The following is a 16,703-nucleotide window of genomic DNA, read 5'->3' on the forward strand; positions in this document are numbered from 1 at the left end:
GGCGGAGGAGAGGAGTGCGTTTCAGAAGCGAAGCGGCCCGACTTACTCGGCCGGACGCATCTTGGCGACTGCGGCATCCGACGGCAGATACTTCGCGCCATCTTCGTAATGCCAGTTCTTCATCGTGCCCTTGCCGTCCTTGAGGGTGATCTGGCCGACGAAAGCTCCCATCGTCGACTGATGATCCTGCGCACGATAGGTGATCGGGCCGAACGGGGTTTCAACCTGCAGGCCCTTCATGGCCGCGACCAGCTTCTCGGTATCGAGGCTGCCGGCTTTCTTGATCACGGCGGCGGCGCTGTAGACGGTCGAATAGCCGACGATCGAGCCAAGACGCGGATAGTCGTTATACTTCTTCATATACGCATCGCGGAACTTCTTGTGTTCCGGCGTATTGATCTGATCCCAGGGATAGCCGGTGACATACCAGCCTTCCGGAGCCTCTTCCTTCAGCGGATCGAGATATTCCGGCTCGCCCGCCAGCAGGTTGAAGACGGCGACATTCTTGAACAGGCCGCGCGTATTGCCTTCGCGCACGAACTTGGCGAGGTCGCCGCCGAACAGCGACGAAAAGATCGCATCCGGCTTCGCTGCCGCAATGGCGTCGACCACGGCGCCGGCCTCGATCTTGCCGAGCGGCGGCGCCTGCTCGATGACGAATTCGACATCCGGCTGCTTTTCCTTCATCAGTTTCTTGAAGGCCGCAGTTGCCGCCTGGCCGTATTCGTAATTCGGATAGACGATGGCCCAGCGCTTCTTCTTCAGCTTGAGCGCATCGGGGATCAGCATCGCCGTCTGCATGTAGGTCGATGCCCGCAGGCGGAAGGTGTACTTGTTGCCCTGATCCCAGACGATCTTGTCGGTCAGCGGCTCGGCACCGATGAAGAGCACCTTCTTCTCCTTGGCGAAGCTCGCCACCGCGAGCCCCACATTGGAGGGGAAAGTGCCGATCAGGAAGGAAACCTTTTCGCGGGAAACCAATTCCTCGGCGGCGCGGACGGCCTCGCCCGGATTGCCGCTGTCATCGCGGCTGACGATCTCCAGCTTCTTGCCAAGCAGGCCGCCATTGGCATTGATCTCTTCGACCGCCAATTCCCAGCCCTTCTTGTATGGTTCGAGGAAGGCCGCAAAATTCTTGTACGAATTCAGCTCGCCGACCTTGATCGTGTCCTGCGCCTGGGCGCCAGACGAAAGCCCGAAAACGGCGGCCCCCAATACCGCACTCCACTTCAGCACCGTCCTGCGATTCATTATCTGCCTCCTCGTTCCCTTTGGTTTTATGGAAAACGCAAACGCCTGACGCTGAACTTACCTCAGACCATCCTCACCCCTGATCTCGCTTGCCTGCAAGCCGCCGACCCGATGATGCACGCGCGGCCCCGTGCTCATGGCGAGAATGAAAAGGATCTCGTTGTCCCGCGGCCCGTCCGGAACGCCGAATTCGAAGGCGTCGAAATGGCTGCGCACATAGGCCGCATTGATGTGATGCAGCGGAATATCGATGCGGCAGCCGACGCCGCCCACCTTGGTCGACGACGGCACGATCGCCTTGGCGCCACCCAGCACCTCGCGCATGCTGTAGCCGCCCGGCACGTGCCACAGCGCGCCATGCTCGAGTTCGCCGCCGGCGCCGACAATGGAGCCTTTGCCATAGGCTTCGATGGCTTTCGGATCGCCGCCGAGCGCAGCGACCAGCCGCTTGCTCAGGTCGATCCCCAGCGGCTTCAGCGCCTCCATCATCGGCGTGATGTCGGTCTCGTAGCGGCCGGCATAGGGATTGCGCAGTACTGCGCCGATGGCGCCGCGCCGCGGCGGTTTCGCCGCCTTCGGGCCACCCTCGTGGAAAATCTCTTCCGTGCTCAAGACGATCTTGCGGACCTCTACCAGACTCATCTCCTACCCCGCAATCCTTCTTCGATCTTCCAGCAGAGCTTCGCCGCCCATGACGGCACTTTCGCCCTGCAACGATAAAAACGCTGCCTGAATCAAACCGCGGCGGCGCAAATCTTGGGCGATGGCCGTGCCCGACGACAAGGCTTCCTGAACGGCAAAAAACGGCAGTACACCAACAGTCACCGTCACCGGCAGGTCGCCAAGATCAGTATCATCTCGCAAACTTCGTGCCGGCGCCCGCTCGATCGCCGGATGATCGACATTGACGGCATTGGCGACGATCGTCGCAGCGGCATCGGCGGCGGCGGCGTTTTCGGCCAAAATCGTGACGGCATCGGCAATGCCGAGGGAGAACGAGCGGCCTCGCCAGCCCGAGGTTGCAAGCCCGCGAGACGGCGCCGTGGAATTCAAGGTGGCAATGGCATCCAGATGTGGATGCTCCGGGTTGCAGACCACAGCCGCCCGCATGCTTTGCCCCGCACCCAGATGAAAGGCGATGTCGCCGCCATTATTGACATAAGCCCGATCCAGGGCATTGTCCGCCAGCATCGCTGCCATGATCTCGTCGGCAACCGCGCCGGCCACCGCAGCCATTGGCGTGATGAAAACGCCTCGATGGGGCCAGCAGGCCTCGGCCATGCGACGCGCGACCGGACCGCGGAACAGCGGATGGACGTTGCCGAGCGGCCGGCGCAGCGCTTCGAGCTCGCCGACCAGCACCGTCAGGATATCCTGAAAGCGGACCCAGGCCTGCCGATAGGCTTTGATGACGGCATCCTCGGCCCCGAAAGCCTCGATGATGAGATCGATCGGGCCGTGCTGCATATGCAGCCGCCGGCCGCCGCCCGCTTCGGTACCCAGCCATGCCGCCTGCGGCCCGCTCATGGCTGCTCCTCGGCGCTCGGTTTGGAGATCGGCCAGGGATTGTCGAGGCGCCATTCCTGCCGGCTGAGCCGCTGGCCGCGCAAAACGTCGTCCAACTGTATGACGTAATCCATATGGCCGCCGAGCGCGGCGTAATCCTCCCGCCGCATGGTGAACTCGATGGGCGCCACCAGGGCCGGCGTCGGCACGTAGCCGAAGGACTTGTCCGGCATGCGGGTGACATCGACCATGTAGGTGATGCCGCCGCCCGGCCAGACATAGACCGGCGCGCCGCCGGAAGTGACCCGGGTCAGCCGGTCCTTGACCGACAGCGTCAGCCGCACCGGATTTTCGGTCACGCCCGCCCGCAACGATCCGCCGGCGCCAGCCATGAACAGCACGGTACACAGCGAAGGCTCGCAATTCTCGGCGATGCGATCGACGACCTTCTTGACCGGCGCCGGCATCGCGGCCGGCTGCGGCTTCAGATTTTCGTCCAGCACATACCAGCCGCTATGCTCGCCCGTGGTCGAAACCATCAGCAGGCGCAGGCCCGGCCAGGCAGTTTTGGGGTCGATGGTTTCGATGATCTCCAGCGGATCGGAGATATTCGTCCCGCCCCAGCCAAGGCCCGGCTCGGCGACCTGGAAATAGCGGCCCGGCGTGGACTTGCGTCCGCGCACGCGGATGCCCGACAGCTTCATGTCAAGAAAGCGGCCGGCCTGATGCTCGGTCAGAACGCCGGTGATGTGGTCGTCCACGACGATCACCTCATCGCAATGGCCTTGCCATTGCTTGGCGAAGATACCGATCGTGGCGGAGCCGCAGCCAACGCGCATGCGCTCTTCGGGATTGCCGTTGACGACCGGCGGCTTGCCGGCCTGCACCACGACTTCGGCGCCGTCGTCGATCTGCAGGGTGACGGCGTCCTTGTTGCACAGCGCCAGAAGCGTATCGCAGGTGACCGTGCCCTCCTTCTTGCTGCCGCCGGTCAGGTGATGCACGCCGCCGATCGAGAGCATCTGCGAGCCGTATTCCGCCGTCGTGACATGGCCGACGGCCTCGCCATTGACGCGCACGGTCGCCTGCTCGGAGCCGAGGAAACGGTCGGTGTCGATCTTCACCTTGACGCCGCAATAGCTGAAGATGCCCTCGGTCACGACGGTGACCATATCGATCCCGTCGTGCTGCGAGGACACGATGAACGGCGCGGGCTTATAGTCCGGATAGGTGGTGCCGGCGCCCACGCCGGTTACGAAGCTGGCAGTCGCCGGCTTCACCGGCGGCGGCGCGGCAACGCTGCCGTTCCAGCCTTCGCTGCCCGACAGGAAAGGCACCAGATCGCCGCCCTGCGCGGCGGTACGGTCCGATATCACCAGGGGATCGACGCGGGTCAGCACGCCGTCGACGTTGGCGTAGCGGTCGCAGGCCCCCGCCTTGCCCGGCCGGATCCGGCACAAGACCGGGCAGGCGTCGCAGCGGACAACGTCGTCCTTGACGTTTTCAGTCTTGGAGACGGCCTGGCTCATGCGAAGCCTCCCCTATTCCGCCGCCATCGGCATGTGTTGCAAAGCCGCATGCAGGCGATGCGGCAGCACCGGCACTTCGGTGATCCGCACGCCCGTGGCATGCCGGATCGCACCGAGGATCGCCGGGGCGGTCGGCACCAGGCCCGGCTCACCGACGCCCTTGGCGCCATAGGGGCCCAAAGGTTCCGCATCCTCGATCAGGATGCAATCGATCTCCGGCACATCGCCGACGGTCGGGATCAAGTAATCGTGCAGATTCTCCGTGCGGCCCGGCAGATATTCCTCCATCAAAGCCAGGCCCAGGCCCTGGGCGATGCCGCCCTGAATCTGTCCTTCCACCTGGGTCGGATTGATCGCCTTGCCGACATCATGGGCGGCGATGATCTTCTTGACCTTGACGGTTCCGAGATCGGTATCGACTTCCACCAGGGCTATCTGCGCGGCGAAGCCATAGGTCGCATAGGGCACGCCCTGACCGTCTTCGTCGAGCATCGTGGTCGGCGGATCGAATACGCCCTCGCCGAGCAGTACATCGGCATCCCGATTGAGGCGCGGAAGCTGCGCCAGATCGATCTGATGCGTGGTGCCCGTATCCGCGACTGTCAGTATCGTGCCATGCAAAGTCAGGCTGGCATCCATACCCGCATTGGCAAGCCGCAAAATCTGGCTGCGCAGATCGCGCGCCGCCAGTTCGGTCGCCTTGCCCGAGATGAAGGTCTGGCGGGAAGCCGAGGTCTTGCCGGCATCGGCGGTCCGGTCGGTATCGCCCATCACGTAGTCGAACAGCGCCATCGGCAGGCCGAGCGCATCGGCGGCAATCTGCGTGAGGATCGTATTGGAACCCTGGCCGATATCGACGGCGCCGTTATACAGCATGACACGCCCATCGGCACGCAGCCCGACGCGCATGCGCGACGGATTGGACATCGAGGTATTGCCGATGCCGTACCACATGCAGCCGATGCCGATGCCGCGCCGCAGATTCTTCCGGCGGGCGTTGAACCGCTCCGCTTCGGCGCCGAGCGCGTCCCAATGCGGCTTCAAGGCGTCAAGGCATTGCGGCAAGCCGGCCGAATGCGCGAGCTTCTGGTTCGTGGCGGTCAGGTCGCCGGCGCGGATCGCGTTGATGCGGCGCATTTCCAGACGGTCGATGCCCAGCTTGAGGGCCAAATCGTCCATCAGTGTCTCATGCGCAATCGCCGCCTGCGGTACGCCGAAACCGCGGAAGGCGCCGGCCGGCGGTGCGTTGGTGAACAGCGCTCTGCCCCAGTTCTTGACATGCGGAACCCGGTACGGGCCCGTGGCGTGCACCGGCACGCGATTGGCGACCGTCGGGCCCCAGCTCGCATAGGCGCCGGTGTCGAAATCCGCCCAGGTCTCGACGGCGGTCAGGCGGCCCTGAGCGTCGCAGGCGAATTTCGCCGTGATCCGCGCCGGATGCCGCTTGGTGCTCGCCGCCATGCTTTCCGGCCGCGTATAGACGCAGGCCACCGGCTTGCCCAGGGTCCAGGCCGCCAGGGCGATCAGCGGCTGCACCGAAAGATCGAGCTTGCCGCCGAATCCGCCGCCGCAGGCGGTCGGCACCACCCGGATGCGATCCGGCGGCAACTGCATCACCCCGGCGATCTCGTCACGATCCATGTAAGGCGTCTGCGTCGTGGCATGAATTTCGATGCGCTCGCCGACGCGAACCGCCCAGCCGGCTTCCGGCTCGATATAGGCATGCTCGACGAAGCTGGTCTGGAACAGGCCCTCGGCCAGAGCGGCAGCCTCGGCGAAGCCCTTCGCCACATCGCCCTTCTTCACACCACCTTCGATCAGCAGGTTGCCCGGCTTGTCCGCCTGCACGAGCCTGGCATCCGAGGCCGCGGCCGCGATCACGCCGACGATGGGCGCCTCCGCCTCGTAATGGATCGGCAATTCGCCGGGCCGGACCGCCTCGACGGACTCGCGCGGGCCTACCAGGGCAACGACGGCCTCGCCTTTGTAGCGCACCAGGCCATCGGCCAGAACCGGCTGGTCCTTGATATCCGGATAGATGCCATAGCCATTGCGCGGCACGTCGCCGGCGGTGAAGACGCGGGTCAGGCCGTATTTCTGAACGATCGGCGCAAAGTCGCCGAGCGTGAATGTCGCCCGCGCATGCGGCGAGCGGATGACGCGGACCCAGAGCGCGTCGGCGGGAATGTAGTCGGCGCCGTAGCGCTCGCGTCCAGCCACTTTGGCAAGGCCATCGACCTTGGTGCTGCGTGCCCCCACCGCCGCGCCTGCAACGGGAAGATCAGGCACCGGTATCGTCCGCGCCGCATCCAGCACGGCTTCGACGATCTTGCGGTAGCCGGTGCAGCGGCACAGCACGCCGCCGATGGCGTCCATCACCTCCTGCTCGCTCGGCTTGGCCTTCTCCGCCAGCAGGTCGGTAGCGGCCATCAGCATGCCGGGCGTGCAGATGCCGCATTGCGCCGCGCCATGCTTGAGGAAACTGCGCTGCAGGCGGGACAGGGTGCCATGCGCCTCCAGGCCTTCGACGGTCGCCACCGGCCGGCCGGCCGCCTGCGCGACCGGCGTCAGGCAGGCGCAAACCTGCCTGCCCTCCAGCATCACCGTGCAAGCGCCGCAATCGCCGGCATTGCAGCCGACCTTGGTGCCGATAAGCCCGAGATCGTCGCGCAGCACGTCGCTCAGCCGCTTCAGCGGCGAGCCATGATAGGTATGCGCTTTGCCGTTTACGATCAGCCGCATGGGCCATCACCCTCCATTCTGCTTGGCAAGCGCGGCCAGCGCGCGACGGACCAACACCACGGCAGCCTCTCGCCGATAGGCGGCATTCGCGCGCACATCGTCGATCGGCGACAAGGGTTCGAAATGCTCCGGCTTGACCCTGTTGGCCAAGGCGGCATTCAGCCGCCGGCCAATCAGCTCCGCCTCGAGATAAGGCAGACGCTGGGCGACCTCCGAGCAGGCGCCGACCGCGACATTCGCCGCCGCGACCACATCGCCCTCGCTTTCCAGCACGACACCGACCATGGCGATCGAGATCACCAGATAGGAACGCGCGCCAAGCTTGAGGAAAATGCTGCTCGCGTCATGCTTCGGCCGCGGCACCAGGATGGCCGAAACCAGTTCGCCCGGCTTCAGCGACGTCCGCCGGTTGCCGGTGATGAAATCGGACAGGGCTGCTTCCCGGCACTGGCCGCGGCCGCGGATTTCGACCTTGGCGCGCATGGCCAGCAACGGGGGAACGCTGTCGGCGGCGGGCGAGGCATTGCACAGATTGCCGGCTATCGTACCGGCATTCTGGATCTGCCGGCCGCCGATCTCGCGCCCCGCCTGTTTCAGCCCGTCGAAAAGCGGCGGCAGCTCGGCCGCGACCAGCTCGCTCCAGGTCGTCGTCGCGCCCAGCCGCCAGCCCTCTTCGGTTTCGCTGATGCCGCGCAGATCGGGAATCGCGGTGATATCGAGGACATCATCGTCCAGCGCGCGGCCAACCCGGGCCGGATAGAAATCCGTGCCGCCGGCAAGAATGACCGGATGATGCGCTCCGGCAGCGCTTAAACTGGCCAATGCCTCATCGAGGCTGGTCGGACGCAAATAAGACGCCATCGGTCTCGGGGCCTCCCATCGGCACCGTGTGCACCTGCTCTCAGGCGGAACACATCGTTTGTACGCAAACAATGCTGCGACTCTCCCCCGCAGGAGTCAACGCCAAAATTTTGCGCCGCTGCCGCCTGAAGATCAGGCAACAGATGAATTCCAGACTGAGCGGGAAAACGTCAGGTCAGACGCTTCAGCAGGGCGAGGAATTGCCGCTGTTCGTCCGGCGAGAGAGGATCGAGCGTTGCTTGCGTGACCTTCGGCCCGTTCGCCACCAGCCGCGCCACCAATTCGCGCCCTGCCGGCGTCAGGCTTAGACAGCGGCGGCGCTTGTCATTCTTGTCCGGTCGATGGGAAATCAGCTTGCGCGCGGTCAGGCGGCGGATCACGCCCTGGATCGTGGCCGGATCCATGGCCGTCAGGCGCCCGAGGTGATTCTGCGAAAGCTCCCCCATTTCATAGAGCTTGACCAGGGCGGCATATTGCGTGGTGGTGACCTGCGCATCGCCGATCATCGCCAGGAAAAGCGCCGTATGGCGCTGATGGGCCCGCCGGATCAGATGCCCGACCTGATCCTCCAACACATATCCCTCCGGCAGGGCGGTTGGGGGACTTTTGACCTCGGGCTTGGTGTTCATTGCGATCGATCGGCTTCCGGTTACACCTGGAGAGACAGATTAGCTGGATCGCGACAGCCGGGCCAAGGCTGTTCGCCAGCCGCTCAAAGGACCTTGGTTTCGGCTTCCTTGCCGCGGGTAACGAGGCTCAGCCCGCGCCGCCCGGTTTCCAGCACCGTGCAGGAGCAGTAGTCGGGATGCATGATGACCAGCCGGTCGTCCTTGAGTGCCGCGCCGATGGCCGCGTTGATCACCATGAAATGCGTGAAGATCACGGCATCGTACCGCGACGATTTGAGCATGCCGATCAGGCCCTCGCGCCAGGCGCGGATGATCGGCGGCTGGGCGTTGAACTTCTGGGTGGCGATCTGCTGCAGCCAGGGTCCACGCGCCTTGATGCCGCGCTCGGCCACCTCCGGGGGGGTGGGGATTTCGCTGAAGGCCGCGTTGACCTCGGGCAGGATGCCCCAGCGATTCGCGAGCGGCAACGCGCTTTCCCGCGCCCGCTCCAAGGGCGAGGTCAGAATCTGCATGGGCCCAAGCGACTCGAGCTGCAGCGCCAAATCCACCGCCGCTTCCTTGCCGTCCTCCGAAAGCCCCGGATCGGGATCCTCGTCGAATCGCGCGGCCGCTTTTGCGTGACGCACGAGATAAAGCCGTGCCATTCCCCCTCTCTTCCTGCGCGCCCCGCGCCGTTTGGCGGATCGATTATAGCAGATTGACCCGCATGTTTTCACGCGCCACGAAAGCGCCGGACCAAAGCTGCCTTGCCTCCGCCTCCAGCTGTTCCATGAACGGATCCTCGTGATCCGGATCATGATGGAAGATGGCGAGGTTTTTCACATTGGCGGCGCGGCAGAGGCGGACCCCCTCCTGCCAGGTCGAATGCCCCCAGCCGACATGGCTTTCGAATTCCTTGTCGGTGTAGGTGCTGTCATAGATGACAAGATCGGCGCCGTCGATCAGTCCCAGGATTTTCTGATCCGGACTCCCCGGCACATGCTCGGTATCGGTGACATAGCATAAAGCCTTGCCGCCATACTCGAAACGATAGCCGGTGGCGCCGTCCGGGTGATTGAGCGGCACGGTGCGGACCTTGATCTGCGGCGTCAGATTGAAACTGTCGCCGGCGCGGAAATCGATGCTTTCGATGCGCGCCCCCATCTTGTCCATGGGAACCGGAAAGAACGGCTGCGCCATCTGCGATTCCAGAACCTTGCCGATCCCGCCCAGCTCCGCCAGATGGCCGGCGCGAATCGTGAAATGACGGTCCTGTTTGAAGGCCGGCGAAAAGAAGGGGAAGCCGTTGATGTGATCCCAATGGGTGTGGGAGAGGAAGAGATCGCCGCGCGCGACGTTCCGGCGCAGCAACCAGTGGCCGAGATTGCGAATGCCGGTGCCGGCGTCCAGAATCACCGTCTGCGTCCCCATCTTGAGTTCGACGCAGGAGGTGTTGCCGCCGAAGCCGATATGGCGCGGCGAAGGTGTCGCGATGCTGCCCCGGACTCCCCAGAACTTGACCTTGAAGCCCACCTTCGCCTCGCCTCGTGATCAGGTCGCCGGCAACGCCATCTCCACCAGCCGCGACCAATAGCTGGCGCCGATCGGAAGAATGTCGTCGTTGAAGTCGTAGCGCGGATTATGGACCATGCAACTGCCCTCGCCTGCGCCGTTGCCGATCCAGACATACGAACCCGGCTTCTCGCGCAGCATCCAGGCGAAATCTTCGGCGCCCATGCTTGGATTGAGGTTGCGCAACACATTCTCGTTGCCGACCACGCGGCCGGCCGCCTGCGCCGCCAGCTCGGTTTCGTCGGCGGTGTTGATCGTCGGCGGGTAGCGGCGCTGGTAGTCGACCGTAGCCGAGCCGCCATGCGCGGCCGCGATGCCGGTGGCGATCTGTTTCAGCCGGGCCTCGATCATGTCCTGCACCTCCGGCAGGAAGGCGCGCGTGGTGCCGGCGATCATCACCTCTTCCGGGATCACGTTGGTGGTATGGCCGCCCTGGATCTGGCAGCAGCTCACGACCGCCGAATGCATCGGATCGACATTGCGGCCGACGATGTTCTGCAGCGCCAGCACGATCTCGGCGGCGATCACCACCGGATCGACACCGCGATGCGGATAGGCGCCATGCGCGCCGACGCCCTTGACCTTGATCCAGAACATATCGGCCGACGCCATCATCGGGCCGACGCGGACGGCAAATTTGCCGACATCGACGCCGGGCATGTTGTGCATGCCGAAAACCGATTCGCAGGGAAATTTCTCGAACAGGCCGTCATCGACCATCACCTTGCCGCCGGCGAGGTTTTCCTCCGCGGGCTGGAAGATGAAGTGCACGGTGCCGTCGAAATTCCGGCTCTTGGCCAGATACTGCGCCGCGCCAAGCAGCATGATGGTGTGCCCGTCATGGCCGCAGCCATGCATCTTGCCGGCATGCTGCGAGCGGTGGGCGAATTCGTTCTGCTCGATCAGGTCCAGCGCGTCCATATCGGCGCGCAAACCGATCGCGCGGTTGCCCTTGCCGGCCTTCAGCGTGCCGACCACGCCGGTTTTCGCCAAGCCGCGATGGATCGGAATGCCGAAGGATTCCAGGGTCCGGGCGACGAAATCGGCGGTGCGGTGCTCTTCGAACGCCGTTTCCGGATGCATATGCAGATCGCGGCGCCATTCCGTCAGCTGCGCCTTGTTCGCGACGATTTCGTCGATCAACTCCATGGGACTCCCCATTTGTGTAAAAATATCGAAATATCACGATAACCGATTGATTTTCCTGTTTCCACTCGCATGACCGGGCATTGACTCGAGGGGCCGCCTGTGGTCTTTTCCGCCCGCGGGCAGCGCGCAGCGGTGCGCAGCGCGTTCAGACAACGCGGAAATCCATGGATTTTGCTGATTTAGGCTTGAGCGAGCCGGTCCTCAAGGCCGTCGCCGATGCCGGCTATATCAAGCCGACCCCCATTCAGGAGCAGGCCATCCCTATCGTCTTGATGGGGCGGGACGTGCTGGGCACGGCCCAGACCGGCACCGGCAAGACGGCGGGCTTCACCCTGCCGCTGATCGACATCCTGGCCGGCGGACGCGCCCGCGCCCGCATGCCGCGCGCCCTCATTCTGGAGCCGACCCGCGAACTGGCGGACCAGGTGGCGCAGAGCTTCGACAAATACGGCAAGAATTCCCCGCTTTCGATGGCGCTGCTGATCGGCGGGGTGAACTACTCCGACCAGGAGAAGCAGCTCGATCGCGGCGTCGACGTGCTGATCGCCACCCCCGGCCGCCTGCTCGACCATTTCGAGCGCGGCAAGGTCATGCTGACCGGCGTGCAGATTTTCGTCATCGACGAAGCCGACCGCATGCTGGACATGGGCTTCATGCCGGATATCGAGCGCATCTCGAAATTGCTGCCGCCGTTGCGTCAGACGCTCTTCTTCTCGGCGACCATGGCGCCGGAGATGCGCAAGCTGGCGGACAAGTTCCTCAGCAATCCGAAGGAAATCACGGTTGCCCGGCAGGCCACCACCGCGGAATCGATTGCACAGTTCCAGATCCGGGTCTCGCACAAGCTGAAACGCGAGGCGCTGCGCACGCTGCTGCGCAACGAGGACGTCAGGAACGCCATTATCTTCTGCAACCGCAAGCGGGATGTCGATATCCTGGCCAAATCGCTGGCGCGGCACGGCTTCGACGCCCAGCCGCTGCATGGCGACATGGACCAGTCGCAGCGCACGGCGACGCTGGAGAAATTCAAGAAGAACGAGATTTCGCTGCTGGTCGCCTCCGATGTGGCGGCGCGCGGCCTCGACGTACAGGGTCTGACCCACGTCTTCAATTTCGACGTGCCGACCCATCCGGAAGACTACGTGCACCGAATCGGCCGCACCGGCCGGGCGGGCATGGAAGGACGTGCCTTTACCCTCGTTACCAGCGAAGACGCCAAATACCTCGCGGCGATCACCAACCTGATCCAGCGCGACATCCCGGTAATGGAACTGCATGGCTTCACCCATGCGGAAGCCCAGCCATCGGAGCCGGAAGCTGCGGCGGAAAAGCAAGGCGAGGGCCGGCGCGGCCGCAAGGAGCGCGGCGGCCGCAGCCGCAAGCGGAGCCCCAAGGCTGCCGAGGCGCAGACTTCCGGGCCGCCCCACGCCGAGACCCCGCGCCAACCCTCCCCGGAACCGCAACGCCGCGAATCGCGCGGGCGCCAAACCGCCCGCGAGCGCCGGGAAGAGCGTGAGCCGCCGGTGGTCGGCATGGGCGATCATGTCCCCAATTTCCTGCTGCGCCCGATCCGCCGCGCCGCATCCTCCTGATCCGCTGCTTCAGCCGGCGGGGTTACCGCTTGGACGAGAGCGGCAAGTTCGATTACAGTCCCGCTCAACGCAAAGTTAGGAGCCGGCGATGCAGACAATCTTTGTGATGGTAAAATGCGAACTCGGCCGGGCTTACGACGTAGCCGTCGAGGCGGTGGAGGAGATCGAACAGGTCTCCGAGGTTCACTCCATCTCCGGCCAATACGACCTGATGATGAAATGCTACCTTCCTGACGGGCAGGATATCGGCCATTTCGTGGTGAACAGGCTGCAGACGCTTGCCGGCGTGAAGGACACTTTCACGCTAATCACTTTCAAGGCCTTCAACTAAGACACACATCGCAGGTTTTGTGTCGCAACTTCGCCACAATCGCGAAGCTGGAACCACTATTTAATCACAGTACAAATCGCACCGCTTCTCAGACACTCCGCGACAGCACTGGCGCGGAGAATCCTTGGTGTTCCCCGCCAGACGCTGATGTTGATCGGCCAAGGCAGGGGTTGAGGATTGCCAGCGCAAACAGGACAGCAGGTCGTGGCGCGATTCACCGTCCACGATTCCGACATGAAGGCGTTTCAGCGAATAAGTGGAGATACCAATCCACTTCACCATGACGCTGATTTCGCTGCACGCCGGGGTTTTCCCGGCGTGGTGGTCTATGGCGGCCTGATTCTTGCCCAGGTTTCCCGCCTGCTGGGCACGGAGCTTCCCGGCTATGGCTGCGTATGGCGGGCCGTTACCCTGCGCTTCCGTTCGCCATTATTCGTCGACGAGCAGGCAGAATTGTCGGCAACGGTGATCCACGCCAATGACGAACTTGGCACGTTCGAACTCAAGCTCAGCGTGACTGCGGCGGGGCGCCGGATCGCCGAAGGCGAAGCCTCGGCGCAACAGGCCTGCGAGCGCGAGGACCTGCATGCCTAGCCGATCTTTCGCCTATCAACCGGCTGTCGTGGTGACGGGAGGCAGCTCCGGCATCGGCGCCGCCTTCTGCCGCCTGGCCGCCCAGGAGGGCTGGCATGTCTGGATCGGCTACGGCAAAGGCGCCGGGCGGGCAGAACTGCTGGCGGAGGAATTGAATCGAGCCGGCAATTCGGCCATGGCGATACGCCTTCCGCTCGACGATGCCGACAGCCTCCGCCAAAGCATCGCCGCTATCGCCTCGCACCAGCCCATCGCCGAGGCGCTGGTGCTTTGCGCGGCGCCGCCGCCGACGGTGGCGCCATTCCTGAAACAGATGCCGGACGATTTCCGCCGTCAGTTCGAATCTACCGTCGTCGGCACCCATCTTCTGCTCGCCGATTTCTGGCGCGGTTGTCTGCGCCGGCGCGGCGGCGGCCATGTTCTGGCGGTATTGAGCGCCGCGCTCGGCCCGCCGGCGGCGCCGCATATGGCAAGCTATATCTGCGCCAAGAGCGGCCTTGCCGCCCTGCTGCAATCTGCCGCTGCCGAATTTGGCCGAGCCGGCCTGCGCATCAGCATGGTCAACCCTGGATATGTCGAGACGCCGATGCTGCAGGCATTCCAGCCGCTGCTGCTCGAACGCGCCCGCGCCGCCGCCCCGGGCCGGAGATTTCTTCATGCCGAAGAGGTGGCACGCACGCTGCTGCATGGATTGCAAAATCCGCCCCCTCCCGGCGCGATCGATGAGCTGCCCCTGCCCACGGCGATGGGACCTGGTTCAGGAAGGGCTTCGGCATTATGACGTCGTCGACACCCGCATACGCACCGCTTGCACTCAAATGGCTGCCCCCGATCGCGGATTTCAGTGCCGCCCTGACGCGTCTGCGCCAGGACGGAATACCGGGCGACGAACTCTTTGCCGCGCTGCAGACTCTAGCCTCGCATCAGCTCGATTTCATGCAGACGCGCCGTCTCGACCGGGCGCTGGCGGAACTGACGGACAAACTGCCGGCACGCGCCCCGCGGCTGCGTTTTGCTCTGCTGGGCAACAGCACGCTCGATCACCTGCCGCCGGGAATACATGCCGGCGGCTTGCGTCGCGGCCTGCTGATTGAGACCTATGTCGGCCCCTACGGCCAGTGGCGACAGCAGATTCTGGATGCCGGCTCCGCGCTGCATGGCTACAGACCGGACGCCGTGCTGCTCAGCCTGGATTGCAATGCCTTGCTGCCGGAGCCGCCGATGACGGCCACGGCAGCGGAAGTCGATGCAGCGGTCGACGATGCCGTCGCCGAGCTGGTCGAGCTGTGGCGGAAGCTGCGCGACGATGCGGCGGCGATAGTCATCCAACAGACCATCCGCAACAACGAGCCGCCGCTATTCGGCCATCTCGACCGGCTGGTGCCGGCTGCGCCGGCCGCGGTCGCCGCCCGGCTGAATGCCCGCCTGATCCAGGCGGCCGCCGAGGAACATGTCCTGGTGCTGGACCTGGACGATACCGCGTCCGCCAAAGGCATCGACCTGATCCGCGATCCGATGCTGTGGCATCACGCCAAGCAGAATATCTCGCCGGCAGCCGTCCCCTGGGCGGGCGATCAGATCGCACGCATTCTCGCCGCCATGCGCGGTCTGTCGAAAAAGGTCCTGGTGCTCGACCTCGACAATACGCTGTGGGGCGGCGTGATCGGCGATGACGGCGTGGACGGCATCGTGCTGGGCCAGGGCAGCGGCACGGGCGAAGCCTATCTGGCCTTCCAGCGTTACCTGAAGCAATTGCGCAGCCGCGGCGTGCTTCTCGCCGTCAGTTCCAAGAATGACCAGGCCATCGCCGAATCGGCCTTTACCGACCACCCGGAAATAGTGCTCAAGCTCGACGACTTTGCCGCCTTTGAGGCCAATTGGAACGACAAGCCCTCGGCCTTGCGCCGCATCGCGCATGATCTCGATCTGGGTCTCGATTCGCTGGTTTTCGTGGACGACAATCCGGTCGAACGGGCCCTGGTGCGCCGCGAATTGCCGATGGTCGCTGTGCCGGAACTGCCCGAGGCGCCCGAGCTTTATGCGCGCTGCATCGCCGAGGCCGGCTATTTCGAGGCCGTGTCGTTCACCGGCGACGACGTCAAACGCAACGATCAGTACGTCGCGAACCGCCAGCGGCGGCAGTTGCAATCCTCGGCGGGCAGCATCGACGGCTTCCTGCGCGATTTGCAGATGACGCTGACCGTAACGCCGTTCCAGGCCGCCGATCTGGCACGCGTGACCCAGCTCATCAACAAGACCAACCAATTCAATCTGACGACGCGACGCTACACCGAAGCCGAGGTGCGGGCGATGATGGAGGATCCCAGCATCCGCACCTATGCCGGCCGCCTGACCGACCGTTTCGGCGACAATGGGCTGACCAGCATCGTCATTGGCCGCCTGACGCCGAAGGAAAACGAGCTGCGGTTCGACCTGGACAGCTGGCTGATGAGCTGCCGCATTCTCGGGCGGCGCGTCGAGCACGTGATGCTGACGCTGCTGGCGCAGGATGCGCTCGCCGCCGGCGCCTCGGCGCTGATCGGCCATTACCGCCCGACCCCGAAGAACGGCCTGGTGAAGCGGCATTACCCCGATCTCGGCTTTATGCCGCTCGATGAAAAAGCCGATGGCGAGGAAACCACCTGGATGCTGCCGCTGGCGACGGCGCAGCTGCCGCCGGCGGATCACCTGACTGTGGTTTACAGGAGATGAGCATTATGGACGAACAGCATGTCTACGCCGCCTTGACCGAGATCTTCCGCGAGATTTTCGACGACCCCGAAATCGTCGCGGCCCCGGAGATGTCGGCCAAGGACGTGCCGGAATGGGACTCCTTCAACCATATCAACATCGTCGTCGCCGCCGAGATGCGGTTCGGCATCAAGTTCCGGGCGGCGGAGATCGACAATCTGCGCAACGTGGGCGAGTTCGTCGCGCTGATCACGCGTAAGCGCGAGGCGGCCTGAGG

16 protein-coding genes are annotated in these 16,703 nt (G+C 64.3%); 6 read left to right on the plus strand and 10 right to left on the minus strand.

Going from position 1 to position 16,703, the window contains the following annotated elements:
- Window positions 1–42 precede the first annotated feature (42 nt).
- The 10 genes from VF194_RS05660 to VF194_RS05705 form a co-directional block, all read right to left on the minus strand.
- On the minus strand, window positions 43–1,251 hold the full coding sequence (locus VF194_RS05660; protein WP_330888894.1) for an ABC transporter substrate-binding protein: 1,209 nt from the start codon (window positions 1,249–1,251) through the stop codon (window positions 43–45).
- A 57-nt stretch (window positions 1,252–1,308) separates the two neighbouring features.
- On the minus strand, window positions 1,309–1,893 hold the full coding sequence (locus tag VF194_RS05665) for an amino acid synthesis family protein (protein ID WP_330888896.1): 585 nt from the start codon (window positions 1,891–1,893) through the stop codon (window positions 1,309–1,311).
- A 3-nt stretch (window positions 1,894–1,896) separates the two neighbouring features.
- Window positions 1,897–2,832: a UPF0280 family protein gene (locus VF194_RS05670; RefSeq protein ID WP_330888898.1), complete on the minus strand. Its 936-nt coding sequence runs from the start codon at window positions 2,830–2,832 to the stop codon at window positions 1,897–1,899.
- Complete coding sequence (locus VF194_RS05675) at window positions 2,775–4,286, minus strand: 6-hydroxynicotinate reductase (protein ID WP_330888900.1); 1,512 nt, start codon at window positions 4,284–4,286, stop codon at window positions 2,775–2,777. Before VF194_RS05675 ends, VF194_RS05670 begins: the two co-directional genes overlap by 58 nt.
- A 12-nt stretch (window positions 4,287–4,298) precedes the next feature.
- The gene (locus VF194_RS05680; protein WP_330888901.1) at window positions 4,299–7,028 is read right to left on the minus strand and encodes a molybdopterin-dependent oxidoreductase; all 2,730 of its coding nucleotides are present in this window, start codon (window positions 7,026–7,028) and stop codon (window positions 4,299–4,301) included.
- A gap of 6 nt (window positions 7,029–7,034) precedes the next feature.
- Complete coding sequence (locus tag VF194_RS05685; RefSeq protein WP_330888903.1) at window positions 7,035–7,889, minus strand: FAD binding domain-containing protein; 855 nt, start codon at window positions 7,887–7,889, stop codon at window positions 7,035–7,037.
- Window positions 7,890–8,059: 170 nt separating this feature from the next.
- Window positions 8,060–8,464 (minus strand): MarR family winged helix-turn-helix transcriptional regulator, encoded by a 405-nt coding sequence (locus VF194_RS05690; protein ID WP_330888905.1) that lies wholly within the window; start codon window positions 8,462–8,464, stop codon window positions 8,060–8,062.
- Window positions 8,465–8,601: 137 nt separating this feature from the next.
- A complete protein-coding gene (locus VF194_RS05695) occupies window positions 8,602–9,162 on the minus strand; it encodes a histidine phosphatase family protein (RefSeq protein ID WP_330888907.1) in 561 nt (186 codons plus the stop codon).
- Between the two features lie 43 nt (window positions 9,163–9,205).
- Window positions 9,206–10,030, minus strand: coding sequence for an MBL fold metallo-hydrolase (locus VF194_RS05700; RefSeq protein WP_330888909.1), 825 nt, complete (start codon window positions 10,028–10,030; stop codon window positions 9,206–9,208).
- 18 nt (window positions 10,031–10,048) lie between these two features.
- Complete coding sequence (locus VF194_RS05705; protein ID WP_330888911.1) at window positions 10,049–11,218, minus strand: M20 aminoacylase family protein; 1,170 nt, start codon at window positions 11,216–11,218, stop codon at window positions 10,049–10,051.
- A 185-nt stretch (window positions 11,219–11,403) separates the two neighbouring features.
- Here VF194_RS05705 and VF194_RS05710 point away from each other — a divergent pair, with 185 nt between their 5' ends.
- From VF194_RS05710 to VF194_RS05735, 6 genes are all read left to right on the plus strand, one after another.
- Window positions 11,404–12,810: a DEAD/DEAH box helicase gene (locus tag VF194_RS05710; protein WP_330888913.1), complete on the plus strand. Its 1,407-nt coding sequence runs from the start codon at window positions 11,404–11,406 to the stop codon at window positions 12,808–12,810.
- 88 nt (window positions 12,811–12,898) lie between these two features.
- Window positions 12,899–13,141: an Lrp/AsnC ligand binding domain-containing protein gene (locus VF194_RS05715; RefSeq protein WP_330888915.1), complete on the plus strand. Its 243-nt coding sequence runs from the start codon at window positions 12,899–12,901 to the stop codon at window positions 13,139–13,141.
- Between the two features lie 204 nt (window positions 13,142–13,345).
- Window positions 13,346–13,735 (plus strand): MaoC/PaaZ C-terminal domain-containing protein, encoded by a 390-nt coding sequence (locus tag VF194_RS05720; RefSeq protein WP_330888917.1) that lies wholly within the window; start codon window positions 13,346–13,348, stop codon window positions 13,733–13,735.
- Complete coding sequence (locus VF194_RS05725) at window positions 13,728–14,516, plus strand: SDR family oxidoreductase (RefSeq protein WP_330888919.1); 789 nt, start codon at window positions 13,728–13,730, stop codon at window positions 14,514–14,516. The genes VF194_RS05720 and VF194_RS05725 overlap by 8 nt, the downstream gene beginning before the upstream one ends.
- Window positions 14,513–16,447, plus strand: a complete 1,935-nt coding sequence (locus tag VF194_RS05730; RefSeq protein ID WP_330888921.1) for an HAD-IIIC family phosphatase — start codon at window positions 14,513–14,515, stop codon at window positions 16,445–16,447. The genes VF194_RS05725 and VF194_RS05730 overlap by 4 nt, the downstream gene beginning before the upstream one ends.
- A 5-nt stretch (window positions 16,448–16,452) precedes the next feature.
- Window positions 16,453–16,701, plus strand: a complete 249-nt coding sequence (locus tag VF194_RS05735) for an acyl carrier protein (RefSeq protein ID WP_330888923.1) — start codon at window positions 16,453–16,455, stop codon at window positions 16,699–16,701.
- The last annotated feature ends 2 nt before the right edge of the window (window positions 16,702–16,703 follow it).

Source organism: Ferrovibrio sp., assembly GCF_036381655.1.
GTDB lineage: Bacteria > Pseudomonadota > Alphaproteobacteria > Ferrovibrionales > Ferrovibrionaceae > Ferrovibrio.

What these genes read in the sequence shown, in the direction of transcription:
- VF194_RS05665 (WP_330888896.1), bottom strand. Translation starts at nt 1,893, where the DNA reads ATGAGTCTGGTAGAGGTCCGCAAGATCGTCTTGAGCACGGAAGAGATT.
- VF194_RS05680 (WP_330888901.1), bottom strand. Translation starts at nt 7,028, where the DNA reads ATGCGGCTGATCGTAAACGGCAAAGCGCATACCTATCATGGCTCGCCG.
- VF194_RS05675 (WP_330888900.1), bottom strand. Translation starts at nt 4,286, where the DNA reads ATGAGCCAGGCCGTCTCCAAGACTGAAAACGTCAAGGACGACGTTGTC.
- VF194_RS05670 (WP_330888898.1), bottom strand. Translation starts at nt 2,832, where the DNA reads ATGGCGCCTCGACAATCCCTGGCCGATCTCCAAACCGAGCGCCGAGGA.
- VF194_RS05715 (WP_330888915.1), top strand. Translation starts at nt 12,899, where the DNA reads ATGCAGACAATCTTTGTGATGGTAAAATGCGAACTCGGCCGGGCTTAC.
- VF194_RS05660 (WP_330888894.1), bottom strand. Translation starts at nt 1,251, where the DNA reads ATGAATCGCAGGACGGTGCTGAAGTGGAGTGCGGTATTGGGGGCCGCC.
- VF194_RS05685 (WP_330888903.1), bottom strand. Translation starts at nt 7,889, where the DNA reads ATGGCGTCTTATTTGCGTCCGACCAGCCTCGATGAGGCATTGGCCAGT.
- VF194_RS05725 (WP_330888919.1), top strand. Translation starts at nt 13,728, where the DNA reads ATGCCTAGCCGATCTTTCGCCTATCAACCGGCTGTCGTGGTGACGGGA.
- VF194_RS05695 (WP_330888907.1), bottom strand. Translation starts at nt 9,162, where the DNA reads ATGGCACGGCTTTATCTCGTGCGTCACGCAAAAGCGGCCGCGCGATTC.
- VF194_RS05730 (WP_330888921.1), top strand. Translation starts at nt 14,513, where the DNA reads ATGACGTCGTCGACACCCGCATACGCACCGCTTGCACTCAAATGGCTG.
- VF194_RS05705 (WP_330888911.1), bottom strand. Translation starts at nt 11,218, where the DNA reads ATGGAGTTGATCGACGAAATCGTCGCGAACAAGGCGCAGCTGACGGAA.
- VF194_RS05735 (WP_330888923.1), top strand. Translation starts at nt 16,453, where the DNA reads ATGGACGAACAGCATGTCTACGCCGCCTTGACCGAGATCTTCCGCGAG.